Here is a 26875-nt window from a genome sequence, read left to right as displayed (position 1 = left end):
AGTCTAAAATAATATTTATTTTAGCAAAAAAAAAATCTTTTAATTTTTAAAATCTGACCAATGCAGGAAATAGGGCAAGACGACTATTTGTTTTTAAAGCATGCTATTGAAAACATGATGCCGGCCAATAAAATATTCGGGTTAGAAATTATGGAAATCAGACTTGGGTACGTGTGCATCAAAGTCCCTTTTAAGAAAGAATTCATAGGCGACTATCTGCAAAAACGATGGCATGGAGGAATTTTGGCCGCTATGGCCGATACGGCTGGAGGAGCTGCCGGAGCGACGACCCTCGATTCCTTACAGGACAGGATAAATACCTTGGATATGCGGATCGATTATCTCCATCCTACCGTTGAAGGGGATATTTTGGCCAAGGCAAAGATTGTTAAAAGTGGTAAATCCATCAACGTGGTGGACGTGGAACTTTTCCAAAGTGGACAAAAAGATTTAGTGGCTTTGGCAAGATGTATATATAGCATCCATAGAAACGGCTCCTAAACTTTAGGTAATAAAGAATTATACATAAAACAAGAGGATCTTAAAAAACCCTATAGGACATCCTAAAATTTCTCCCCCATTAAATACGTATCCGTTTATGATCAAAAAAATTTTAAGCATTTCCCTTTTATGCCTTGTTTGCGTAGCCAATGCCCAGGAAATAAAGCAGCTTAGCCTAAAGGATGCCGTTTCCTATGCTCTTGAATACAAGGCCGATGCACAAAAATCGAAGCTGGCCATTGAAAATAGTGAGTACCAAATCCAGGAAGTTCGTTCGCGAGCATTGCCACAGATCACAGGAAATGGTAGTTTGGTCTATAATCCCATCCTACAGACCAATGTGATCGATGGAAGTTCCTTTGGGCAACCGGGCACCGTTATACAGGCAACTTTGGGGCAAAAATGGAATTCGGTCTTTGGTGTTTCGTTGAACCAGAACTTATTTGACCAATCGGTTTACACAGGTTTAAAAGCAGCAAAAACTACCCGTGAGTTTTATCAGATCAATAATCGATTAACTCAAGAGCAGGTAATAGAAAAGGTAGCCAATAGTTACTATCAAGTATATCTACAGCGTTTAAACCTTCAGGTACTTGATAGTACGTTGGCAAATACGATCAAGGCGAAAAATATCATTGAGGGCCAGTTTCAAAATGGGCTAGCGAAGAAAATCGATTTGGACAGGATTATTGTTAAAATTTCAAATCTAGAGACCCAACGGCTCCAGATAAACAATGCGCTACAACTTCAAGAAAATACCCTGAAATTTTTTATGGGAATGCCCATAACCGCCCAAATCGAAATTCCGGAAATCGAGTTCGAATTCAGACCAAGCGAGGTAGTTTCATCCCCGGATACCGAGAATCGATCGGAGTATCTGCTTCTCAAAAAGCAGGAACAATTGTTGACTTACCAGAAAATGGCGGTCAAGGCGGAATATTATCCAACGCTTTCCCTAACAGTTGGGTACAACTATCTTGGCCAAGGCCCGGACCTTCCCTGGTTCAAAAAGCCTGAGGACAAGGTATATTGGTCCGATTTTTCATCGATAGGATTGAATTTGAAAATTCCCATTTTCGCAGGTTTTGGTACACGTTCCAAAGTAATGCAGGCCGATATAGATCTGCGGATCTTACAAGAGGATATCAAGGATACCGAATTGGCCTTAGATCTTGATTACGAAAATGCCCGAACCCAAATAAACAATAGTATTGCGACCGTCAACAATCAAAACGAAAATGTCAGGTTGGCACAGGCAGTTTTGGACAATACCAGAAACAATTACGTCCAAGGTTTGGCTCCGCTAACGGATCTATTGGATGCGGAAAACGCCTTGACCGAGGCTAGGAACAACTTTAACTCCGCAATTTTACAATACAAACTGGCAGAAATCCTGTTGTTGAAGTCTAAAGGGGAATTAAAGTCACTAACAAACTAATAAGCACGATGAAAAAGAACATAATATACATACTTACAATTTTAGTGGTATTGGCCCTGATTGCCTTCATCTTAATGAACAACAAACAAGAAAATCAAGCAAAAACGGATATAGTTGCACAGAAAAATGCTAGTGTCACTGTAAAGGTTGATACGGTAAAGATGGAAACTATTCCCCTCAATTTTACCGCCAATGGAAACTTCGAGCCCTTTAAAGAACTGGATTTTTCTGCGGAAAAGCCAGGTAGAGTCGTTAGGGTATTGGTAGAAGAAGGTGATCATGTCAGAGTGGGCAAGACTTTGGCAGTTGTGAGAAGTGAGCAGGTATCGGCAGAACTGCACGCGGCCGAAGCGGCCTATCAGAATGCGTCCAAAAATTTCAACCGTTTTGAAAATGCCTTAAAAACCGGTGGAGTGACCGAACAACAAATGGATCAGGCCAAGTTGACCTTGGTTACTGCACAATCGAGACTGGAACAAGCGAGGGTAAATGCGAGTGATGTCAGCATAAAAGCTACGATAAAAGGAGTTGTAAATAAGCGTTTTATCGAACCAGGTTCTGTTCTGGCAACAGCAACACCAATGTTCGAAATTGTCGATGTCTCCAAACTTAAACTTAGGGTTACGGTCAACGAGTCCCAAGTGGCCAGTTTAAAAACGGGTGCCCCGGTAAATGTAAAAGCCAGTGTCTTACCAGACAGGACATTTGCAGGGAAAATCACGTTTATAGCACCGAAATCGGATAGCAGTTTGAATTTTCCTGTGGAAATCGAGATATCGAACAATCCGGACAACGCCTTGAAGGCGGGCATGTACGGGACGGCATCCTTCACCTCGTCAGACCGGGAAAGCGAAAAGATACTGGTGGCCCCTAGAAATGCGTTCCTGGGAAGTGTAAGCAGTAACCAGGTTTTTGTCGCTGAGGATGGAGTTGCAAAACTGACCGGTGTAACGGCTGGAAGAATATTCGGTGATAAGGTCGAAATATTAGATGGTCTGGACAGCAATGAACTCGTAATAGTTACCGGGCAGATCAATCTACAGAACGGTTCCAAGATAGACATCATCGACTAGAACCGGACAATAACCTGAAACATTTTATTCCATACTATGAAATTAGCGGAAATTTCCATAAAAAGGCCTTCATTGGTCATTGTGCTATTCACCATACTTACCCTTGGGGGCCTGTTCAGTTATAACCAACTGGGGTATGAATTGATACCCAAATTCGACCGAAATGTCATAACCGTCGCCACTATCTACCCCGGTGCCTCGCCCAGCGAGATCGAAAATACCGTGACAAAAAAAATAGAGGATGCGGTTGCCTCTCTGGAGAACATCAAAAAAATAGAATCCCGTTCTTATGAAAGCCTTTCCACGGTTGCGATTACCTTGACGGATGATGCCAATGTTGATATTTCCCTAAACGATGCACAACGGAAAATCAATGCCATTATCAGTGATCTGCCCGATGATGCCAAAACACCCTCCTTAAGCAAATTTTCATTGAGCGACCTTCCGATTATGACAATTGGTGCTAATGGCACTATGGATGAAATTAAGTTTTATGACCTGATTGATAAAAAAATTGCCCCTTTGCTTTCCCGGGTCAATGGTGTGGCACAGATAAATTTGATCGGGGGGCAAGAAAGGGAAATCCAGGTAAATTTAGACGCCGACCGACTTCATGGATATAACCTTTCCATACCCCAGGTCCAACAGACCATCCTGGCCTCGAATTTGGATTTCCCCACAGGAAATATTCAGACCAGGCAGCAAAAAATATTGATCCGGTTGGCCGGAAAATATAAAAATGTTGAAGAGCTGCGCAATCTGGTAGTCGCTGATAAAGATGGCATCCAAGTGAGGCTCAGTGATATTGCGGATGTTCAGGACAGTCAAAAAATACCTGAAAAAATTGCACGGGTAAAGCAAAAAAGTGCCATCCTACTGCAGGTGATCAAGCAGTCCGATGCCAATGCCGTAGCTGTAAGTGAAGATATATTAAAACGGATAGCACAGCTCGAGACCGATTATAAAACCATAGACCTCAGTCTCAATGTCGCCAATGACAGTAGTGTTTTTACCCTAGAGGCGGCCGATTCCGTAATCCATGACCTATTGATCGCCGTGTTATTGGTGGCGATCGTAATGCTGTTCTTCTTGCACAGTGTAAGAAACTCGCTAATTGTAATGGTGTCCATACCCGCATCGTTGGTTGCGACATTTATAGGCTTTTTGTTGTTGGATTATACCTTGAACTTAATGAGTTTATTAGGATTGTCTTTGGTCGTAGGCATCTTGGTGGACGATGCCATCGTTGTACTCGAAAACATTTACCGGCATATGGAAATGGGCAAAAACCGTGTCCGTGCGGCCTATGACGGTACCGCTGAAATCGGGGGCACGGTAACATCCATAACGCTGGTAATCGTGGTCGTCTTTTTTCCCATTGCCATGAGCAGCGGTCTGGTGTCCAAAATCATTACCCAATTTTGTGTGACCATAATTATTTCGACCTTGTTGTCCCTATTGGCATCGTTTACCATTATTCCTTGGTTATCGTCCCGTTTCGGAAAATTGGAGCATATCACAGGTAAAAACCTGTTCGGTAGGCTTATCATCAAATTCGAAACACAATTAAAACGTTTCACGAATTGGATCTCCGGCTTATTGACCTGGTGCCTGGATCATTATAAAACCACGCTGTCCATCGTTTTGGTTATCTTCTTTGCTTCGATCGCCTTGGTAGCGGCAGGATTTATTGGAGGCGAATTCTTTGCCACATCGGATAGGGGCGAGTTTTTGGTGCAGATAGAACTACCAAAAGATGCCTCATTGGAAGAAAGTAATTTTATGGCCCAAAAAGCAGAGGCCTTTTTGAATACACAGGAAGAAGTCAAGAGCCTTATCACCACTGTAGGCCAGACCAGCGAAGGCTTAGGAGCTTCACAGGCTACAGCTTACAAGGCGGAAATAAACGTCCAAATGGTTGATGAAAATGAAAGGCAGGACGATTCTTATGTATTTGCCGCCAAAACAAAACGTCGTTTAGAGAAAATTTTGGTCGGAGCCAAGGTGAAAACCGTCCCTATAAGTCTTTTGGGAGTGGCGGAGGAAGCCCCGTTGGCCTTGGTAGTGACCGGACCTAGTTTGGATAGTGCCATGGTCTTTGCCAGAAAGGCGGAGGCGGAACTGCATAAGATTCCTGGGGCCACGGAAATTGAATTGTCCGTAGAAACGGGAAATCCTGAAATCAATGTTCAAGTAGATCGGGATAAAATGGCCTCCCTGGGATTATCGTTACAAACGGTGGGGTTGACAATGCAAACAGCATTTAACGGGAATACCGATGGCAAATTCAGGGCAGGGGAATATGAATATGATATTAACATTCGCTACAATAGTTTTGATAGAAAAAGCATTGTCGATGTAGGGGATTTGATCCTTACTAATGACCAAGGGCAAGAGGTAAAACTCTCACAGTTCGCCGACATCACCGAAACGTTGGGCCCGAGCCAATTGGAACGCCGGGATAAGACCGCGTCGGTTACCGTAAAAGGGCAGTCCGTTGGCAGACCAGCTGGTACGGTCGCGGATGAATGGGAAGCTGCCTTCCAGGATGTCGAACGGCCCACGGGGGTCGATTACGTATGGGGTGGGGATAAAGAAAGGCAATCGGAAGGGTTCGGAACACTGGGAATTGCTATGTTGGCAGCTATTATATTGGTCTATTTGGTAATGGTTTCCCTGTACGACAGTTTTGTGCACCCGTTCGTAGTTCTTTTTTCCATTCCCTTATCGTTCATCGGAGCTTTGCTGGCATTGGCGTTAACGAACAATTCCCTGAACATCTTTACCATTCTTGGTATAATTATGTTGATCGGGCTAGTGTGTAAAAACGCCATTATCCTGGTTGACTTTGCCAACGAAAGGGTCCGGTCAGGGGAAACGGTCAGGAACGCCTTGATACAGGCCAACCACGCACGTCTCCGCCCAATTCTAATGACTACCATTGCCATGGTTTTCGGGATGCTTCCCATTGCGTTGGCCTCAGGCCCGGGATCGGGATGGAAAAATGGTCTTGCCTGGGTTATCATCGGGGGATTGATAAGTTCGCTTTTCTTGACCTTGATAATAGTACCGGTAATATACAATTTAATGGAAAAATTGGTACATAAGTTTACCAAGGGAACAAAAACTGATTATGAGGAGCTTATGGTGGCCGATTACGAGCATAAAAAATTGGTAGATGGCTTTAACCCAGACCACACGCTGTGATATGCTGGCCGTGTTCCGGTTGTTGAGCTTTATCGACATCTAAAATGCTATCCCCATGGCGGTCCTTGGCGACCTTTTTGTTAGATTTGAATCGATGTTCATCATTATAATGTACAATGATACACCAAGTGAAATCTTGGATAAGTAACTAACTACTGACCTCTAAAAATTAATACTTAATTACTTTCAGACAGAGTTTAATTTGCAGACCCGTTTTTTCTTTGGTTTTATCATGGAAATCGTGCCTCAAAAAATACAATTAAATCGATTTTGGTGATTGTTCCATTTTTAAAAAATTCTTACCCAATATAATGATTTACCCAATGGTGATTTTGATGCTAAAAAACCTTCTTTAGAAGATGCCTATTTTAAAATTTTAAGCGAACACTAAAATGAAAACAATATTTTCCATAGTAAAAAACGAGCTAAGACAGCGTGTATTTAGTTGGGTTACCCTTGTTTTCTTTCTCATGCTTGCCTTTCAGATGATATGGTATACCAAGGGATCGTTTGATTTCTTTTCCAACGAAGGGGTGCTTATGAACGCTTCGAGCATTTTGTATAGAAACTATGCGGCCATGGGTATGCTTATGATCATCATCATTGCCATAGCTACCGGAGGTGTGCTTTACAAAGAGATCAGGTATAAATCCGCGGAGTGGACCTATGCACTGCCCATCAATGAAAAACAATTTTTTATAGGCCGCTTTTTGGCCGCTTTCCTATACCTTGTCATTCTAAGTACGGGTATGATTGTTGGGCATTTGTTGGTGCCGTTTTCCGGCATTGGCGAGGCTGGTCGTTTTGGTCCGGTTCAATGGGGCCCTTTGTTTCACGGTTGGATCATGTTTACCGTACCCAACCTCTTTTTTTATGTATCCGTTGTATTTTTTGCCATTGTGTTTACCCGTAGAATGACCACAAGTTATTTGGCCGTATTCTTGGTGGTCATTCTATTTTTAATCGCCCAAACTTCCTACGAAACCGGGGGTGGGGATAATCTAATGGCTTACATCTTGGCGGATTCGGGAGGCTATGTAGCGGCACAGCACTATACCGAACTGTTGAGTCCCACACAAAAAAATACCGAACTGTTCAAACTGACCGGCTATGTTTTAAAGAACCGATTGCTTTGGATGGGACTTGCCATGGTGTTTGCCATAGCGGCATATCTACGCTTCTCTTTCAAGTACGTCATACAGGCCGGTACCGATAAATCCAAAAAAATCAAAGAAGGCAAGAAAGTGTCATTTTCTACGGCATCCATAAAATTGCCAGAGGTCGTGAAACAATACAAAGTACCTAATTTTCTCACTAAACTATGGTCACTCTCAAAATTGGAGTTCCTGAACATTGTTCGCCCTACTTCCTTCAAAATAATCCTCGGTATTATCTTATTGATGGTGTTTTTGCAAAATGTTACTTGGAATGCGGCTTATTATATTGGTAATGAATATCCCATCAGTAGCAATATGACCTATTTTAGGTTGCAATGGGGCGTTTTTATAACCATGTTGATCATGATTTGGGCCGGCGAGTTGTTTTTTAAGGACAAGACGGTCAATATTTGGCAAATAACAGATTCGTTGCCCGTTCCTGTCTGGGTTACCCAACTTTCCAGATTGGCAGCGATTATTGGACTGTCTTTTATATTAAGTGTGAGCTTTATTGTAGTATCCGTGTTTACCCAAGTGTTGTTGGGTGGAGCTTCTTATATAGATTTAGGACAATTTGCAGAGGACCTTTTGCTCTATCGTTGGGCCTTTTTGAACTTTGTACTTTGGGCGTCTTTGGTGTTTTTTGTGGGAGCTTTGACCAGCCATCGAATTTTCACACACCTTCTTTGTGTGGCCATTTTCATCTTCTTGATTGTTTCCTTTGATATGGGCATCATTGAAGATTTAAGGCTAGGATATGGTTTTACTCCTGGAGTTGAAGATTATTCGGAAATGAGCGGTTATGGTATATTTCAAGAATCGGCCAATTGGTTCTTCCTATTGTGGTTGGCTTTGGCCATTACCTTGGTCATGACCGGTGTTTGGCTATGGAAGCGGGGCTCGGATAAAAAATGGAAAAACAGACTTTCGTTGAAGAATATGCAACTTAGCATGGTTTCCAAAGGTGTGATGGTGTTGTTTTTTGGGGCATTCTTGTTTTTGATGTCGTTCATCACCAAAAATGTGTATGATAATGGCAACTTTATCCCAGATGCCGAAGAGGAACGATTGGATGCCTAGTACGAGATAAAATACAAGTATCTGGAAACCAAACCACAGCCCAAATATGAAACAATCGATGTAAAATTGGATCTATTTCCTTCAAAAAGAAGGGCAGAATTTACTGCTGATATCACATTGAACAACGAAAAGGGGGCAGATACCTTGTTTTTCAATACCAAGGATTTTGTCCAATTATCCAATGTGAAGCTGAACGGACAAGAATTGACCATGGGAAAAGGGGATGTCGAGCAAAACCTGACCGCCTATCCAATCCCGTCTACCTTACAAAAAGATAGCGTGTTGCAGCTTTCCTTGGTAGGGAGCAAACAATATGTCGGTTTTGTGCAGAGCGATTTTCAGGCAGATTTGACCAAAAAGGGAAGTTTTGGTAGTCTTCAGGATTTTTTACCTGTGAAAGGATATGATAGCGACAAGGAGTTATTGGAAAACCGGAAACGCCAAGAACAGGGATTGGAACGTCTGGATTCCAGAATGGCCACTGTTGATAATGCCTTTGCCCTTACCCAAAATGTGTTTGCTACGGATGCCGATTGGGTTACAGGTAAAATTATTATTAGTACCGAAGAAGGCCAAATTCCGTTTACGGCCGGAGCCTTACAAAAAATGGAAACTGAAGATGGTAGAACCACTTCCATCTATACCATTAAGAAACCCCAAGTGTTCAATTGGCAGGTAGGATCATCAGACTATAGCGTTGGCAAGGGCAAGGCCGGGAATATAGACTATTCCATTCTGCATAAACCCACCCATTCGTTCAATGTGGACCTCTATCAAGAAGCATTAAAAAAAGGGGTTGCTTTTATGCAAACCAACTTTGGGGCCAATTCGGTCGACAATCAACTTCAATTGGTAGAAATACACCGTTGGCAAGACGATCGGTATACCTTTGCCAATACCATTGCACTTTCTGAAAAAGAAGGTTGGGTGGCCGATACCGAAGGTTTACAGGAAAAAGCCTATCTCTATCAAACCATCGGTAGTGGATTGGCCAAACTGTGGCTGCAAAAAAACTTGACCATTGCCAATGTGCAAGGGGCGGATATGCTTACAATAGGGTTGCCAGAGGCGTTGGGACTCTTGTATGTGAAAAATGAAATAGGTGGGGAAGCGGTAATCAGCTTATCAAGAAAAGTTGGAAAAGTATGGCAAGGACAAAAATAACGAGCCCAACCAAGAACCACCATTGCTCTATGCCGATGGAGCGGAATATCTTGAAATCAATAAAGGGGCCGTGGCATTTTATAAGCTGATCCAAACCATGGGTTTTGAAGGATTCAATGGATATTTGGCAGAATGGGTCAACGGTAACCTGGACAATCCTACATTGTTCAATGACTTTTGCCAAAAAGCAGTAACTCATATAAAATCATCCGAAAAAAGGGAGATAAGGGCACTTTTTGAAACCAACGAACCGTATACAAACAATACTACAAACAGTAACTAGGACAGATTGATTTTTGGGTGATAACTTATATGCATGTGCATTACACTTATTGGAAAATTTAAGTAATGTCGATTGGGTTTCTGTTATTTCTTCTTTTTGACAGGAAAGCCAGATAAAGAATATGTCAAAGCAGAATGCAATAACAGTCCCTTATAGAATTCAGTGGGAATGTCACAGTATAGGAATATGACAAAACAGTGAGTTTGTTCCCAATTTGATATCAACATCCTCTGGATCACTCATAAAAACAAGAGGACGCTTTATCGCCCTCTTGCATTTATTCTCTCACCGCTACCAAAAAGATTTCTCCATTCCGTTAAATTGGTTGTTTCCCTACAAGAAACCATTGTGTTTTGGTCATGGAAGGTGGCGCCCTGTCGGGCGCTCTTTTGTGGAAAGGGAGAAAGAAGAAAGGATTGGAAATCTCTTTGGATTTCCTATGTTCCTAATCGTATAATCCAAATCACTTAATATTGAATTACATGTAGGTATCATGTTCTTGGGCCATTTAACCCTTGTCTTGTCCTAGAATAGGTTGTCATGATAGAAGCAATAATTTAAATTTAATCATGAAAAGTGTAAACTCCTATTCGGACGATTTTAAACGAAAGGTTGCCTCCCACTATCTGGGATCGGATCTCAGCATGGCGGCAACGGCAAAACTGTATGGTCTCAAAACACCTTCATCCGTGCAACAATGGGTGAAAAGGTTCTGTCCGGACCAGGCCCTGCCGAACGACGGTACCACCAAGGAACCGGCCTCAACTGTCCTACCGGACTCCCCGGAGGGGATGCTGGCCAGGATCAGGGAACTTGAGTCCGATCTGGCAAGCGAGAAGCTCAAAAATCTGGCCGCCAACAAAATGATAGACATTGCGGAAAGGGACCTTAAGATCAACATCAGAAAAAGTCTGGTGCCAAACAGTCCAAGAAATGAAAGAGACCATGCCCAAAACAAGTGTTGGGACGCTGTGCGGACTGTTTGGCAAAACGAGACAGGCCTATTATAAGTTTTTGAGATACGAGTACAGGACACTTGCCGAAAAGCAGTTGGTGCTCGAGATGGTTCAGAATGAACGCGCCATACTTCCCGGCGTGGGCGTGCGCAAGCTCCACAGCATCATCTTCGGGCCATCCTGCCCACAACAGGTTTCAATGGGCATGGATGCGCTCTTCGCCCTCCTGCGGGAAAACTCGATGCTGCTGCGACGCTCCAGAGGCAGGGCAAGGACCACCAATTCACACCATTCGTTTCGGCGGTACCCCAACCTGGCAAGGGAGATGACGGTCGATGCCCCACACCAGCTCTGGGTCAGTGACATAACCTATATCGACACGATGGAGGGATTCATGTACCTTTCGCTCGTCACGGACGCATATTCCAGGAAGATAATAGGATGGGACATATCCCCAAAACTAACGGCCTCCGGTGCGATCGGCGCCCTGAACATGGCCATATCACAGTTGCCGCATGGGACCGGTCCCAAACCGGTGCACCATTCGGACAGGGGCATCCAGTACTGCTGCGACAGGTACATAAGCATCCTTAAGGGTGCCGGCATCGGGATCAGTATGACAGAAAAGGTGGATCCCTTGGAAAATGCAATAGCCGAAAGGGTGAACGGCATACTGAAGACCGAATGGCTCAAGAACAATAGACCAAGGCTCAAAGTGGAGGCAATAGATATGTTCGGGGACATCGTCTCCTCTTACAATGGCCGTAGGCCCCATCTAAGTCTCAATATGCAGACCCCCGATTCGGCCCACATGTCCCACGGACCGATACCAAGGGCATGGAAAAATTATTGGAAGGAAAGACATAAATATGATCAGGGAACAAACCCCTGCATGATAACAAAGGGAACCTTGGGTGTAAACCTGACCTAAGATTATTGAAAAATGTGTAAACTCGTTATAGTATCAACCGCTTTAAGTGACAACTTTTTTCAGGACGAGACACATTTTTTGTACGATCGTACAAATGTATGATCATTTAAATGATCATGTGCTCCAAGGAAAATAAAGGAGGATTAAAGTAAAATATACAGGAAGGAAACTGGACAAAAGAACACTGGTAATCATCGTATAGAGGTAAGGATTTTTCAAAACGCTAATAAATTTGTCTTGATGATTTGCTATGTTAAGGCTGTTTGCGGATAAGGTGCCAAGCCTCATTATTGAACAATCACCATTTTTAAGTTCCCTTTCCTCAATGTCATACCCTTTCTGTTTTTTCCCTTTCCACTATTGGCCCAAACGGGCTTTAAAAATCAGTTTGGAAAATGACAATTGGACAACTGGTAAAGAGATTAAAATTAAGGGTATATTCATACATTGACCATTTTTCTCCCTTTCCATAGAAACTCACCCCTGTGATTTCGTCCAATTCCTTATTTCCAACACTGGATAAATTTACCGTACATATAACTCTGTACGGCAAATCCCTTGTAAACAATCAATAGACAATAGGTTTGTGGTATAGTTGATCGGAGGTCACGGAGCAAGTTGTGTTTTTGTAAACAAAAACTGCGCACTTCGTTTACAAATGACCTTTAGAACAATACCAAAACCATAGAAAATGGCAAGACCTAAAAAGGACATATCAAAAAAAAGGACGATTGTCATCGCCTTTAGGGTTTCACAAAGTGAATACGTGATCATTACCAATAATGCGGAGACCATTGGGCTGTCAGTCGCCGGGTATATCCGAAGAAAATGTACGGGAAAATCCCTGCCAACGAAAAAGGTAGATCCTTTGGACCGGAAACTGTTTATCGAACTGAGCCGGATGGGAAACAACCTGAACCAACTCACTAGGGTCTCGAACTCAGGTATCCGTGACCCTTTCAGCATTCATAAACAATTGGAGGAGGTAAAAATGCTATTGAAACAGCTCAAATCAAGTATCTCGAACAATGATAGGTAAGATAACAATAGGGAAAGATTTCTATGGTGTTCTGGTCTACAATGAAAAAAAGGTAAACGAAGGAGTAGGATATGTCATCGATTCCAATATAGAGCCTTCCACAGCGGTAAACATGACACAGGAATTCAATTTGATCAGGCAAATGCGTCCGGGACTTGGGAATGCGGTCCTTCATGTTTCCTTGAACCTGCCCTACTCAGATGAATTGAACGATAAGGAGTTTGCTTCATTCGGATGTGACTATCTAATGAAGATGGGCTTCGATAACAACCAGTTCATTATGTACCGTCATACGGACACGGAACACGAACACATCCATATAGTGGCCAATAGGGTCAGGTATTCAGGCAGGATAACGAGTGACAGTAACATTAAAAGAAGAAGCCGGGAAGTGCTCAATGATTTGGAGAAGAAATATGGATTGACTCAGATTTCAACAAAAATTGGTGGAAAAAAATCACTTGACCAAAAGGAAATAGAGAAAACCCTTAGAACAGGCGATGTACCTATCAAACTTGTCCTACAGGAGCGAATCGGTTCGGCAATCTCAAAAGCAATGGACACAACAGAATTTATCAAGTTGCTACAAGAGCAAAATATCTCGCCAAGATTCAACGTAAGCAAAACCACAGGCAGGGTTTCGGGGATATCTTTCAAATATCAAGATGTGGTATATAAAGGCAGTACCCTAGGCAAAAAATTCTCATGGAACAGTATTGTAAAACAAATCGATTATGAGCAAACAAGAGACCGTTCAGTTATATTATCGGCTAATGGAAAAGAACGGGGAACTGATCAAGCTCACGAAGGAAACGATGAAGGAACAGTCAAGGTTGAACCAAGAAATAATGGGACTGCAAAAGGCACTCGAAATTCTGCTCAACAATCAAAAAGTCATGTGGGAGAAATTAAGGAAAATGGAATGACCGGGCCTTTATTGGATGAAGCGGAGTGGAATCCTTTCAAACTGGAACTCAAAGATGATATTAATAAGAAGAAGTCCAAAAGAAAGAAGAAAAGGAAAGGGCTGGGCTTCTAGAACTTGAACTTATGGAAAATAACAACAAGCAAAAACCTTCAGGAATGACCCCCTCCGAGATCCAGGTATTGGAGATGATACGCAGTAAAAGGTTCCTGTCCATCAAAGTGATCATCAAGAACGGGGAGGTCGATGCTATTGAAGGTCTGGAACGATTGGACACAGGGGAGCGTATCATCGATATGTTGAAACAACATGATTTTCAGAACCTGGAAATCAAACAAACCAATGGCAAGATTGTTTGTGTAAACAGGATATTCAGGAAAAAAGTCTCCCCTCTGGCAAAAACAAAAAGAAGTTAACCAACCATTGATATTCAAGGAATAAAATTGTCATCCGATACTGGATTTAAATAGTTAAAAAGGGTAAATTAAAGCCTGCTTATGCAAATACGGTGGTGACCTTACAACATGAAGGAGCTATTGCTATTTAACGGAAATGTCAAACCCGATAATCGAGCTAAAGCGGAAAAACAGAACATTCAACAGTACATGGCTCAAGACTTATAAAGGTTTTGAAGACTGCCAGGAGGAAGAAGCGAAAAAGATCGTGGAACAACTCCGGGAATTCGCCAACATAGTTTGCCGCCATGTCCAAAAAGGGAACATATGAACTTAGAGGTATTTGATCAATTTGCCAAAAGGGAAAAGGGAAGGATTATAGGGAAAAACAATACGGCCGTTATCTACACCCGTGTTTCAAGTAAGGAGCAATTTGACAAAAATGCCAGTCTAAGCACTCAACTTAAATATTGCCAGGAGTATGCACTTCGAAAAGAATTGGAAGTACTGGAATATTTCGGGGGAACCTATGAATCCGCAAAGAGCGATGAACGTAGGGAATTCCAAAGGATGTTGAAGTATGTCAAAAGGAGAAAGAACATTGGCTATATCATTGTCTATTCCTATGATAGGTTTTCACGTACGGGCGCGAACGGTGCCTATATCAGCGAGCAGTTAAAAAAGCAGGGAGTGGCCGTTATATCCGCCACCCAGGAAATCGATGTAACCACGAGTGCGGGCACCTTTCAAGAAAACCTCTATCATATGTTTTCCCACTTTGACAATCAGGTCCGTAGGGACAAATCAATTACTGGAATGCGGGAAAAGTTACGAAGGGGCCATTGGACAGGAGCCTACCCATTTGGATACACCAATACGAACCCCGGTAAAGGAAAGACCCCCAATTTTGTAATCACCAATGAAGGAAGATTGTTGAAGCAGGCTTTTTTATGGAAGGCAAATTCCAATATGTCCCATGTCGAGATTGCAAAACGGCTCAAAGAAAAGGGTCTGGACATAAACGCAAAAAAATTGACCGATCTTTTTAGAAACCCGTTCTATTGTGGACTTATTGTCAATAGCCTAATTCCTGGAGAAGTGATTCAAGGAAAACACGAGGCCCTGATATCGAAAGAAATCTTTTTAAAGATCCATAATCTACTTCACGAGGGAGATACACCCAAGAAATATTCGTACGACGATGAAAATCTGCCATTAAAACAGTTTGTCAGATCTTCGGTTTGTGGGACACCTTATACTGGGTTTATTGTGAAGAAAAAGGGGCTATATTATTACAAGAACAGGCGTAAGGGAAGCAGGGAAAGTAGAAGCGCAAAAAAGCTCCATGAAGAGTTTATAAATGTTTTGAACAGGTATACCATAGCCGATAAAAAGTATATCGAACCTTTGACCGATATCATACACGATACCTTGTTGGCTTACAATCAAGAAGCACTTAACGACCAAAAACGATTGACCAAAGAACTCGCTCAAATCGGAGAGCAGATAAATACATTGGAAAGAAGGTATGTAGTGCTGAACGAAATCACAAAGTCCCAATATGATCTTTTTATGCCTGAACTGAAAGCTAAACAAAGGGAATTGGAGATGAAATTGGAGAATAGCGGGATAAATAGTTCAAACCTCAAAAAGTCAGTAAAAATGGCACTCGATTACGCTTGTAACTTACCGTATTTATGGAAGTTAGGGGATTTGGAAACAAAAAGGGCCATACAATATATGGTGTTCCCTGACGGGATTGTGTATGACTTCAAAAACAAAGCAGTTCAAACTTTTCGGGTCAACGAAATTTTTGGCACAATCGGTTCGTTTTCAGGTAATTTGAAGGAAATAAAAAACGGGAAATTCCACTCAATTTGTGAAAAATCCCGTTTAGTGACCCCGGAGGGATTCAAACCCCCAACCCTCAGAGCCGAAATCTGATGCGCTATTCAGTTGCGCCACGGAGCCAATGTATTCTAAGCGTTTAATTTTTGTTTTACTATGGTTGATATCATTTTACCATCGGCCTGGCCAGCCAATTCCTTCGAAACAATACCCATAACCTTACCCATATCCTTCATACCGGTAGCACCTGTGGCATCGATAGTTTGCACTACCACTTTTTCTACCTCTTCTTCTGTAAGCTGTTCCGGTAAAAATTGTTCTATAACCGCAACTTGGGCCAATTCCGGATTCGCCAAATCTTGTCTACCCTGTTCAATAAATATTGCGGCACTGTCCTTTCGTTGCTTAACCAATTTTTGAACAAGCTTAACCTCATCTTCCACACTTATTTCAGAACCTGAACCACTTGTACTGGCCAATAATAGGGCAGATTTAATAGCACGTAAAGATTCCAAGGCTACAGTATCCTTTGCCTTCATCGCTACTTTCATTTGCTCCATTACTTTTGACTGTAAACTCATGGTCTATAATTTTGGATTGCAAAGATAAAGAATAAACCCGAAAACATATTTTGTTTCCGGGTTTAAAACTTTATATATGGATTGATTTTAATCTACGTTATCGTGTAAAAATGAATTGTTGGACCTAAGTTGAATTTCATCGTTGCTATCATCGCTTAGACTCGTTCTGGAAATTTTTTTTTCCTGTGGATTATCGTTTAGGTTTACCCCTTGTCTCTTATAAGCCGGCTCCTTTTCTATCTCATCGATGTTACTCAAACTATTTTTAAATTTATAGTTAAAATCCTTAAGCTTTCTTCGACGCTCATCCGCCCTTTCCTTCAATAACTCTTCTATTGGAGTTTCCATGGGGTCAACAGAAGACTCCTGAGGTCTTGTTTCTTTCTGGGAAATGGTTTTCTTTTCAAAAATCAACTCATCCTCTACAATTTTGGGCTCAAATTCCTCAGCTTTTGACTTTGCTCCCGTCAATTTATTCTCCAATTCCATATAGTCATCCAAACTATATCGCGTCTCTCCTTTTTTGTTGTATTCCAAAACAGGTATAATTTCAACACTATCCTTAACATCCAAATCCTTTACTTCATCATCTAAATTGAATAATACGACATTTTCACTTTCCTCATCTTCCAACGGCATATCAAAACTCATGGCAACTTGATCTTCTTCCTCTTTTTGTTTTAAGATTTCCGGCTCTACTACCTCGATATCCCTCAATTGAGCAGTAGATTCAATTATTACAAAATCCTCATCCGAAACATTCTCAGCTACAACTTCATCATAGAACACGTTAAAATTCCGGATATAATTGGTAGTTGGAATTAAATCGAAATCTCCCTCATCCAGAAATTGATATCTCGCCATTGGTTTTTCAATTTCTTCCTCCTCTTCCTCAACTTCTAAGGTGTGGACCGTTTTATTGTTTGAGAGCAACTCCCTTTCCGCTTTTTGGCTATCCTCAAGGGTGTGAATGATTTTTTTTGCTTCTGTATTTACAATATCATCCTGTTGCTCTACATTAAAACCCGTGGCTATGACCGTAACAGCAATTGCTTCACCCAAAGACTCATCTTCACCAACCCCCATAATAATATTGGCTCCGTAACCTGCTTCAATTTGTATGTGATCGTTTATTTCCCCTATTTCATCAATGGTAATTTCCTGTGCTCCAGAAACGATTAACAGCAATACATTCTTTGCTCCAGTTATCTTATTATCGTTCAATAACGGAGAATCCAATGCTTTCATTATCGCCTCGTTTGCCCTTGCGGAACCGGAAGCTATGGCAGAGCCCATGATGGCCGTACCACTATTGGAAAGTACGGTTTTGGCATCACGTAAATCTATATTCTGCGTATAGTGGTGTGTGATTACCTCCGCAATACCCCTAGCTGCCGTTGCCAACACTTCATCCGCTTTGGAAAAACCAGCCTTAAAACCAAGGTTTCCATATACTTCCCTTAATTTATTGTTATTGATTACTATTAAGGAATCCACATTTTTACGCAACTTCTCTATTCCAAGTTGTGCCTGATCACATCGCATCTTACCTTCAAACTGAAACGGCATGGTAACGATACCCACAGTAAGAACGTCCATTTCTTTCGCGAACTTGGCGATAACGGGAGCAGCACCAGTCCCAGTTCCTCCGCCCATTCCAGCAGTAATGAATATCATTTTAGTGGTTTTATCCAACATACTTTTGATGTCTTCCATACTCTCCATCGCAGCCTGTTCTCCCACCTCCGGGTTGGCACCAGCTCCCAAACCTTCGGTTAACGAAACACCAAGTTGAATTTTATTTGGGACCGGACTATTGTCCAAAGCCTGTGAATCCGTATTACAGATGACGAAGTCTACCCCATTGATACCGGCCTGGAACATGTGGTTAATGGCATTGCTACCACCACCTCCTACACCGATGACTTTTATAACGTTGCTTTGATTTTTTGGAAGATCAAAAGAGATGCTATCAAATTCGTTTTGCTTACTCATACTTGCTATTGTTACTGGTTATTATGTGCTTATTCTTAATTTTTTTATTACTCGGCATTGTCTAAAAAGTCCTTTAATTTTTCAGACCATTTATCAAAAACCGATTTCCTTTCCCTTTTCAAAGGTGTTCCCATTACGTCTTCTTCGTGACCAGCCATAACGGGCTCCATTTCCTCCGAATCCATTGGTACTTCTTTAGGAGCTGCCTTTTTTTCCTGATTATTAATTGCATTCATCAATAGACCAACCGCAGTTGCATACAGTGGACTTGCCACTTCCTCTTCGGAATCACCGGCCAAATGCTCATTAGGATAACCAATTCTAGTATCCATACCGGTAATGTACTCCACCAATTGTTTCAAATGCTTTAATTGACTACCGCCTCCAGTCAGGACTATACCGGCAATCAATTTTTTCTTTTGCTCATCGTGGCCATAATTCTTTATCTCCACATATACCTGCTCAACTATTTCCACAACCCTTGCGTGGATAATCTTGGAAAGATTTTTTAGTGTGATTTCTTTAGGTTCCCTACCGCGAAGACCTGGTATGGAAACGATTTCATTGTCCTTATTTTCTCCTGGCCAAGCTGAACCAAATCTTGTTTTTAAGGTTTCGGCCTGCTTTTCTATAATGGAACATCCCTCTTTTATATCCTCTGTAATTACACCTCCACCAAAAGGAATTACCGCAGTATGTCTAATAATACCATCCTTGAAAATGGCCAAATCCGTAGTGCCTCCCCCTATATCGATTAAGGCAACGCCGGCCTCCTTTTCTTCATGGCTTAGAACAGCATCAGATGAAGCCAGGGGTTCTAAAGTAATATTACCCAAATCCAGACCAGCACTTTTAATACAGCGACCCACATTCTTGATAGAAGTGACCTGACCTACGACTACGTGGAAATTTGCTTCCAAGCGACCTCCGTACATTCCAATGGGCTGTTTAATTTCTGCTTGTCCATCCACTTTATACTCCTGCGGCAAGACGTGAATAATTTCCTCACCAGGAAGCATAATCAGTTTATATACCTGGTTACACAAAGAATCCAAGTCATCCTCATTAATAACTTCTTCGGAATCCTTTCTCGTAATGTAGTCACTATGTTGAAGACTTCGAATATGCTGACCCGCGATACCCACTACTACAGAACCAATCTTGAGTCCAGAGTTGGTCTCTGCCTGCTCAACAGCTTGTTGTATAGATTTGATTGTTTGTGTGATATTATTAACAACACCCCTATGAACGCCCAGGCTTTTGGATTTACCTATTCCTAAAACCTCGATTTTACCATATTCGTTCTTCTTACCGATGATGGCAACAATCTTAGTTGTTCCAATGTCTAAACCGACTGAATAATTACCTTGTTCCATTGTTGTTATATTTTAGTGCACACTACCTGGTTATTGAATTCCAAACTAACTACCGCAAAATCCTCTAAGGTTTTGTCCTTATTGGCTTTAGCGTAAAATGCTTTAAAGTTGCTGAACTTTGCTTCCAAATTTTCAATACCTCCTAAATTCACTACAAACTGATTCAGCCTAAATTTCAATTGGTAATCATCCTCCGCTTTGATATGAATACCAATTATATTTTTTCGTAAAAAATCGTCCTCGTTTATAAACTCCAATATTTTATATACATCCTCCAGGCTTCTACCGGTGATATCCCCTGTGATAATAGGAACCCTCGCCGAATAATTGGACGAAAACGGCATCCGTTTTCCTTCATCATCCAGATAGAATTTTGAATTCCCCTCTATGCGTCCGATTGGTTTACGTTGAACAATTTTTGACGTAAGCTTACCATCTACAGTTAGATAGACTTGGGCACTTTTCACCATTTCATTGGCCTCTAGGGCCTTTTCTATAGTATTCAAAACTAATTTTTCTTTAGGCACATTTTCTAGGCGTCCATAATTTTGTATTAACAATTTATTAACCGCTCCTTCAGTGATATACAAATTCTGATCTCCCAAAAACTCGATTTGGGTCGTGGTTACATTTTTGCTGCGATTTCTATTGTTAGAAAATGCGTAAAGACCCATTATTACTAACACTAGCGCAACCATTTTAATTAAGTTCCAATTAACGCGCATACTCTAATTCCTTTTTAACTTTAATAATTTCCAATCCTATGTCCCCGGCTCCCATCATTACAAGAACCTCAGGATTTTGGGATTTAATCTCAGAAACCAATTCACTTTTATTAATGATTTTTTTATATGAATTGGTCATTTTTTCCATCAACCAAGCCGAATCGATACCCGAAATGGGTTCCTCCCTGGCTGGATAAATTTCTAATAGGACAACACTTGGAAATCGCGATAAACTTTTAGCAAAATCATCACCGAAATCCCTGGTTCTGCTATATAAATGGGGTTGAAAAACCGCTAATACTTTTTTATTGGGATGCATTTCGCTTATAGCATCAAAAACAGCATCTATTTCGGTAGGGTGATGTGCATAATCGTCAATAAATACGAAGTCCTCATTTTTTACTCTATAGGTAAACCTTCTTTGAACCCCTTTAAAAGTGGATAAAGCCTCAGCTAGGCGATACGGTGGGGAACCTGCTTGTATCGCCATAGCAAAAGCAACCAAACCGTTCAATAAATTATGTCTTCCCGGCTTGTTGAACTTAACACCGGAATATGTTTTTTCCGGCGTTCCCAAATCAAATATGTAGGCACCATGTTCTACTTTTATATTTCGGATACAATAGTCCGAATCATCTTCTATACCATACGTAATACCTTCTAAAGGCAATCCGTTCCTAACAAACAGTTTACCGCCCGGTTTTATACGGTCGACAAACTCCAGAAACGACTTGTTTAATTCTTCGGCATCACCGTAAATATCCAAATGGTCTGCATCCATTGAGGTTATGCAAGCTACATTAGGAGATAACCTTAAAAAAGAGCGGTCAAACTCATCGGCTTCCACCACGGAATAGTCGGTTCCTTCCAATAGGAAATTGCTATTAAAATCTTCTGAAATTCCTCCTAAAAATGCTGTTAAAGGAGTTCCTGTTTCCTTTAATAGGTGTGCGAGTATACTTGAGGTTGTGGTTTTACCATGCGTACCTGCAACGGCAAAACAAAAGGAATCCTTAGTAATTAGCCCCAGAACTTCCGAGCGCTTTTTAATTATAAAATGGTTTTTCAAGAAATATTGATACTCCTTGTGGGAATTCTTTACCGCTGGAGTATATACAACCAGTGTTTCTTCAGCATTTAAAAAATGACCAGGTACAAGCGCCAAGTTATCTTCGTAATGAACAGATATACCATGACTCGATAAATCATCGGTCAGCGGTGTTTCGGTTTTATCATAACCAGCTACTTCCTTACCGATAAACTTAAAATAACGAGCCAATGCGGACATACCGATTCCTCCTATACCGATGAAGTAAACCCTATGTATGTCCGTTATTGTCATTGTAGCTAATTCAATAATTTTTCTATTTCATCACAAATGTCCTTGGTCGCGTTTGGTAAAGCCAAAGCGCTGATATTTTTAGAAAGCTCTTCCTTTCTTGCTGTTGAATCCAAAATTTCCTGAAAGTCGATTTTAAATTTTTCATCCAAATCCTCTTCCCTAATCATAATAGCTGCATCCTCCTCTACTAGAGCTAGGGCGTTTTTAGTTTGATGATCTTCTGCCACCACGGGAGAAGGAATAAAAATTGTTGGTTTACCTACCAAACAAAGTTCCGATACGGCTCCGGCACCAGACCTGGAGATAATAAAATCCGCTGAAGCATAAGCCTTGGCCATATCGTTTAAAAAGGCATGCACTTTAACGGTTTCTGAATTCAGATGTTTATAGGTTTCTATATACCCTTTTCCACATTGCCATATCAATTGAATTTTCAATGACTTGAAGAAATCCAAATTTTCGGCGATCAAACTATTTATTCTTTTAGACCCGAGACTTCCCCCAAGCACTAACAAGGTTGCTTTTTCTTGGTTTAAACCAAAAAAGTCCAAGGATTCCTTTTTATCCTCCGATAAGGAAATTAAATCTGCCCTCACCGGATTCCCAGTTTTAACGATTTTGTCTTTTGGAAAAAATTGTTCCATTCCATCGTAGGCGACACAAATCTTGGAGACCTTATCCTTCAGTAATTTATTCGTGATACCTGCGAAGGAATTTTGTTCCTGGATCACACAGGGTATACCCCTACTTGAGGCCACTTTCAATAAAGGTCCACTCGCAAAACCACCGGTACCCACCACGGCATGTGGTTTAAATCTGGTCACTATTTTGCTTGCCTTTATCAAACTACTAATCAATTTTATTGGAAACATTAAATTTTTAAGGGTCAGTTTCCGTTGTATCCCTGTTATCCACAATCCTTCAATTTTGTATCCCGCTTGGGGAACCTTCTCCATTTCCATCCTATCCTTTGCTCCCACAAAAAGGAATTCGGCATTCGGATATCTTCGTTTCAGTTCATCGGCAATTGAAATTGCCGGATAAATATGACCTCCTGTTCCCCCTCCGGAAATGATAAACCTATAATTGCCCACTCAATACTTCTAAGGGGTTACTCTCATCGATATCCACAGTACTTTCCTTGGTCTGCGCCGTATTTTTATTGCTTGCGCTCAAAATGATTCCTATGGCCAAACAGGTCATCCAGCTAGAGGTTCCGCCACTACTGATCAGTGGCAAATTCTGTCCCGTAACCGGAAACAGCTCCACGGCAACGGCCATATTGATCAATGCCTGAAATACGATGGGCAGACCCACGCCTAACACCAAAAGCTTACTGAAAATAGTGCTACATCCATTGGCCACTACCACAATCCTAAAGAGCAAAAACAGATAAAAAAACATTAATGCAAAACCACCTATCAATCCATATTCTTCTACGATGATGGCATAGATAAAATCCGAAGAACTTTGCGGAAGAAAATTCTTCTGTACGCTTTTACCGGCACCTTTACCCATAACCCCGCCAGTGGCAATCGCTATTTTTGCCTTTTCTATCTGATAGTTGGCTTCCGTATCTTCAGGATTGCTAAAACTATCGATTCGGCTCATCCAAGTATCTACCCTATTCGGAAATAAATTGGGAGCTGCTTTTGCTATGAGTACAAATAAGGTAAGACACCCTATCCCCGTACCTACGATACCTAGTAAATATTTCAATGGATAACCTCCCAAGAAACACAACATTAAGACCATGGAAAAAATAATTCCTGCCGTTGAAAAGTTGGCCGGTAATATTAGAACCACAACCAAAAAGACAGGAAGCCAAAGTGGTAAAATACTCTCCTTAAAAGTAACTTTGATTTCTCTAATTTTGGATAGGTAACGTGCAACATAAATCATTAATACTACAGCTGCCAAATTGGATGGCTGAAAACCAAACCCTACTAAGGGAAGACGAATCCAACGACTTGCATTGGTTTCACCAGAGGTAGTCCCCTGGGCCAATACAAATACCAACAATACAATTATTATAGGCATGGCAATCAGGGAAAGTCCTTTAAAGAAATGTGTAGGTATTTTATGTACACCATAAATAATCCCAAAACCTAAAAAAAGTAATAGCGCATGTTTAATTAAATGCCCCGCTGTGGTTCCATTACCCACGACGTACACCAAATTACTGCTGGCACTATATACCGGCAAAAAAGAAAACAGGGCTAGAAGTGCTGCGATGGCCCAAATGGCTTTATCCCCATTAATATTTTGCAAAAGATTACGCACTATTTATAGATTTTTTACACAATTTTTAAACTGATTCCCACGATCCTCGTAGTTGTCAAATAAATCAAAACTGGCACATGCAGGAGATAATAGCACCGTATCACCTCTTTCGGCAATCTTATAGGCCACTTTTACCGCTTCTTCCATCGCATACGTTTCAACCAAAAGGTCAACAACATTCCCAAAGGTTTCCTTGATTTTTTCGTTATCAAGACCAAGACATACTATCGCCTTGACCTTTTCTCTTACCAAAGGCATTAATTCCTTGTACTCATTGCCTTTGTCAACACCGCCTACAATCCAAACAGTTGGGGTCTTTACGCTATCCAAGGCATAATATGTAGCATTAACATTCGTTGCCTTGGAATCGTTAATATATTGGACATGGTGTATTTTTAATACTTTTTCCAAACGATGCGGTGCACCTTGAAAATTAGAGATACACTCCCTAATGGTTTCCTTACGGATGCCCACCAACTTGGCTGCCAATGCCGCTGCCATAGTATTTTTTACATTGTGCTGTCCTTCCAGCGCTAAGGTGTCTTTCATCATTTCTATAGTGTCTTCTTGAGTTGTTATTTTAATTTCGTCGTTACTTGTATAAGCCCCTTCCTCAAAGATTTTTTCCAAGGAAAAAGGTAATAATCTGGATTGTATTGGGTGCTTATCTAACCAGCCTACAAGTACTTCATCGTCCGCATCATAAATGAAATAATCGCTGGACAATTGATTCTTGGTAATTAGAAATTTAGAGGCTATATACTTCTCGAACTGGTATTCGTACCTATCCAAATGATCTGGCGTAATATTCGTAATTACCGAGATATGAGGTTTAAATTCCCGAATACCGTCTAGCTGAAAACTACTGATTTCCAAGACGTAGTAGTCAAATTCTTCCTCCGCGACCATCTTGGCGAAACTATCCCCGATGTTACCTGCCATGCCTACATTCAAACCCGCTTCCTTTAAAATATGGTAGGTAAGCATAGTCGTGGTGGTCTTCCCGTTACTTCCCGTAATTCCAATAATTTTAGCATCGGTATATCGAGTTGCAAATTCAATCTCAGAAATAACCGGTATATTCCTTTTTACCAATTCCCTTACCAAGGGAACGGCATCCGGTATACCAGGACTTTTCATGACCAAATCTGCCTTCATGACTTTATCCGCTGTATGTTTGGATTCCTCCCAATCAATCCCAAAATGTTTAAGAACGTTTTTGTATTTATCCTTTATTTTTCCCTTATCGGATACAAATACTTCATATCCCTTTTTCAATCCTAAAATGGCCGTACCCACACCACTTTCACCACCACCGAGTACAACCAAATATGGCATCTATCTAACTTTTAGTGTCACAATGGTTACAATGGCCAACATAATACCTACTATCCAAAATCGGGTTACAATCTTACTTTCGTGATAGCCTTTCTTTTGATAGTGGTGATGCAATGGCGACATTAAAAATATTCGCCTGCCATCACCGAATTTCTTCTTGGTATACTTGAAGTACCCCACCTGAAGCATTACCGATATGGATTCCGCGAAAAATATTCCACATAACAAGGGTATTAACAGTTCCTTTCTAACTATGATAGCTATCACTGCAATTACTCCTCCAATCGTAAGACTTCCCGTATCCCCCATAAAAACTTGTGCGGGAAAAGTATTATACCACAGGAAACCGACCAGAGCCCCCACAAAAGCCGTAATAAAAACCAAGAGCTCCCCAACCCTAGGGATATACATAATATCCAAGTATTCGGAGAAAATTATATTACCCGAAACCAACGCAAAAACACCGAGGGTAAATACAATTATAGCAGAAGTACCTGCGGCCAAACCATCGATACCATCAGTTAGATTAGCCCCATTGGATACTGCTGTAACTATCAAAATAATTATGGGTATGAATATTAGCCAAGCGTAATCCTGGGCTTCTTCATCTATCCACCCAATTAAGTTGCCGTAATCGAACTCATTGTTTTTAAAGAAAGGAACTGTGGTCATTGTAGATTTTATTTCCTGACCTCTTACCTCCTCAACTGTAAATTGTTCTGTGATAATGGTTTTATCATGGTCTCTCATGGTTACATCCGGATGAAAATATAGGACCGCACCTACGATTAGACCTAGAACAACTTGCCCTAACACTTTAAACCTACCCTTAAGACCTTCCTTGTTCTTTTTAAATACTTTAATATAATCATCCAGAAAACCGATAACCCCCATCCACAAGGTTGTAAATATCAATAAGATGATATATATATTTTCCAACCTTGCAAAAAGCAACACTGGAATTAAAGTTGCCAAAATGATGATTATGCCGCCCATTGTAGGCGTACCTGCTTTTTGTTTTTGACCTTCCAAGCCCAAATCCCTTATGGTCTCCCCTACTTGTTGTTTTTGAAGAAATAGAATGATTCTTTTACCATAAGCAGTTGCAATTATCAACGAAAACAAAATAGCCATGCCTGCGCGAAAAGTACTGAACTGGAACAAACTTGCTCCAGGCAGCTGATATTGCTTTTCTAAATATTCGAACAGGTAGGTTAACATATTTATTATTTCGTCTT

General features: G+C 41.1%; 22 protein-coding genes and 1 tRNA gene. 13 read left to right on the top strand and 10 right to left on the bottom strand.

What is annotated here, in order from left to right; genetic code table 11:
• Positions 1 to 60 precede the first annotated feature (60 nt).
• The 13 genes from PP182_RS19105 to PP182_RS19045 all read left to right on the top strand — a co-directional run bounded on the left by PP182_RS19105 (position 61) and on the right by PP182_RS19045 (position 16093).
• Positions 61 to 501, top strand: a complete 441-nt coding sequence (locus PP182_RS19105; RefSeq protein WP_036379402.1) for a PaaI family thioesterase — start codon at positions 61 to 63, stop codon at positions 499 to 501.
• A 100-nt stretch (positions 502 to 601) separates the two neighbouring features.
• Positions 602 to 1939, top strand: a complete 1338-nt coding sequence (locus tag PP182_RS19100) for a TolC family protein (RefSeq protein WP_036386003.1) — start codon at positions 602 to 604, stop codon at positions 1937 to 1939.
• 8 nt (positions 1940 to 1947) lie between these two features.
• Complete coding sequence (locus PP182_RS19095; protein ID WP_036379401.1) at positions 1948 to 3012, top strand: efflux RND transporter periplasmic adaptor subunit; 1065 nt, start codon at positions 1948 to 1950, stop codon at positions 3010 to 3012.
• A 36-nt stretch (positions 3013 to 3048) separates the two neighbouring features.
• Positions 3049 to 6219: an efflux RND transporter permease subunit gene (locus tag PP182_RS19090; RefSeq protein WP_036379400.1), complete on the top strand. Its 3171-nt coding sequence runs from the start codon at positions 3049 to 3051 to the stop codon at positions 6217 to 6219.
• A gap of 392 nt (positions 6220 to 6611) precedes the next feature.
• Positions 6612 to 8456, top strand: a complete 1845-nt coding sequence (locus PP182_RS19085; RefSeq protein WP_036379398.1) for an ABC transporter permease — start codon at positions 6612 to 6614, stop codon at positions 8454 to 8456.
• Positions 8457 to 8522: 66 nt separating this feature from the next.
• Positions 8523 to 9620 carry a hypothetical protein gene (locus PP182_RS19080; protein WP_141673284.1) on the top strand — a complete coding sequence of 366 codons (1098 nt, stop codon included), beginning with the start codon at positions 8523 to 8525 and terminating at the stop codon, positions 9618 to 9620.
• On the top strand, positions 9592 to 9903 hold the full coding sequence (locus PP182_RS19075) for a hypothetical protein (protein WP_036379395.1): 312 nt from the start codon (positions 9592 to 9594) through the stop codon (positions 9901 to 9903). Before PP182_RS19080 ends, PP182_RS19075 begins: the two co-directional genes overlap by 29 nt.
• A gap of 515 nt (positions 9904 to 10418) precedes the next feature.
• Complete coding sequence (locus PP182_RS19070) at positions 10419 to 10913, top strand: transposase (protein ID WP_272652861.1); 495 nt, start codon at positions 10419 to 10421, stop codon at positions 10911 to 10913.
• Entirely contained in the window at positions 10837 to 11790 is a 954-nt protein-coding gene (locus tag PP182_RS19065) for an IS3 family transposase (protein ID WP_067032276.1), read from the top strand. The genes PP182_RS19070 and PP182_RS19065 overlap by 77 nt, the downstream gene beginning before the upstream one ends.
• A 691-nt stretch (positions 11791 to 12481) precedes the next feature.
• On the top strand, positions 12482 to 12829 hold the full coding sequence (locus PP182_RS19060) for a plasmid mobilization protein (protein WP_067032280.1): 348 nt from the start codon (positions 12482 to 12484) through the stop codon (positions 12827 to 12829).
• Positions 12819 to 13868 carry a relaxase/mobilization nuclease domain-containing protein gene (locus PP182_RS19055; protein ID WP_067032282.1) on the top strand — a complete coding sequence of 350 codons (1050 nt, stop codon included), beginning with the start codon at positions 12819 to 12821 and terminating at the stop codon, positions 13866 to 13868. Before PP182_RS19060 ends, PP182_RS19055 begins: the two co-directional genes overlap by 11 nt.
• Positions 13869 to 13879: 11 nt before the next feature.
• Entirely contained in the window at positions 13880 to 14170 is a 291-nt protein-coding gene (locus PP182_RS19050) for a hypothetical protein (RefSeq protein ID WP_067032285.1), read from the top strand.
• Between the two features lie 306 nt (positions 14171 to 14476).
• On the top strand, positions 14477 to 16093 hold the full coding sequence (locus PP182_RS19045; protein ID WP_272652867.1) for a recombinase family protein: 1617 nt from the start codon (positions 14477 to 14479) through the stop codon (positions 16091 to 16093).
• On the opposite strand, the gene PP182_RS19040 is transcribed toward PP182_RS19045, so the two are convergent.
• The 10 genes from PP182_RS19040 to mraY form a co-directional block, all read right to left on the bottom strand.
• Positions 16047 to 16120, bottom strand: a tRNA-Arg gene (locus tag PP182_RS19040). The genes PP182_RS19045 and PP182_RS19040 overlap by 47 nt on opposite strands.
• An 8-nt stretch (positions 16121 to 16128) precedes the next feature.
• Entirely contained in the window at positions 16129 to 16578 is a 450-nt protein-coding gene (locus tag PP182_RS19035; protein ID WP_272652860.1) for a GatB/YqeY domain-containing protein, read from the bottom strand.
• 87 nt (positions 16579 to 16665) lie between these two features.
• Positions 16666 to 18573, bottom strand: coding sequence for a cell division protein FtsZ (ftsZ, locus tag PP182_RS19030; RefSeq protein ID WP_272652859.1), 1908 nt, complete (start codon positions 18571 to 18573; stop codon positions 16666 to 16668).
• Between the two features lie 47 nt (positions 18574 to 18620).
• Complete coding sequence (ftsA, locus tag PP182_RS19025; protein WP_272652858.1) at positions 18621 to 19949, bottom strand: cell division protein FtsA; 1329 nt, start codon at positions 19947 to 19949, stop codon at positions 18621 to 18623.
• A 5-nt stretch (positions 19950 to 19954) separates the two neighbouring features.
• Positions 19955 to 20674: a cell division protein FtsQ/DivIB gene (locus PP182_RS19020; protein ID WP_272652857.1), complete on the bottom strand. Its 720-nt coding sequence runs from the start codon at positions 20672 to 20674 to the stop codon at positions 19955 to 19957.
• Entirely contained in the window at positions 20664 to 22016 is a 1353-nt protein-coding gene (murC, locus tag PP182_RS19015) for a UDP-N-acetylmuramate--L-alanine ligase (RefSeq protein ID WP_272652856.1), read from the bottom strand. The genes PP182_RS19020 and murC overlap by 11 nt, the downstream gene beginning before the upstream one ends.
• 5 nt (positions 22017 to 22021) lie before the next feature.
• On the bottom strand, positions 22022 to 23110 hold the full coding sequence (gene murG, locus PP182_RS19010; RefSeq protein ID WP_272652855.1) for an undecaprenyldiphospho-muramoylpentapeptide beta-N-acetylglucosaminyltransferase: 1089 nt from the start codon (positions 23108 to 23110) through the stop codon (positions 22022 to 22024).
• Positions 23097 to 24299, bottom strand: a complete 1203-nt coding sequence (locus tag PP182_RS19005) for an FtsW/RodA/SpoVE family cell cycle protein (RefSeq protein ID WP_272652854.1) — start codon at positions 24297 to 24299, stop codon at positions 23097 to 23099. The genes murG and PP182_RS19005 overlap by 14 nt, the downstream gene beginning before the upstream one ends.
• 3 nt (positions 24300 to 24302) lie before the next feature.
• The gene (gene murD, locus PP182_RS19000) at positions 24303 to 25637 is read right to left on the bottom strand and encodes a UDP-N-acetylmuramoyl-L-alanine--D-glutamate ligase (protein WP_272652853.1); all 1335 of its coding nucleotides are present in this window, start codon (positions 25635 to 25637) and stop codon (positions 24303 to 24305) included.
• Positions 25638 to 26858, bottom strand: coding sequence for a phospho-N-acetylmuramoyl-pentapeptide-transferase (gene mraY, locus PP182_RS18995; RefSeq protein WP_272652852.1), 1221 nt, complete (start codon positions 26856 to 26858; stop codon positions 25638 to 25640).
• Positions 26859 to 26875 lie beyond the last annotated feature (17 nt).

Source organism: Maribacter sp. PR1 (genome assembly GCF_028464145.1).
Classification (GTDB): domain Bacteria; phylum Bacteroidota; class Bacteroidia; order Flavobacteriales; family Flavobacteriaceae; genus Maribacter.
Note: the sequence above shows the minus strand (reverse complement) of the source record. Positions and strands in the feature narration are given on the sequence as shown.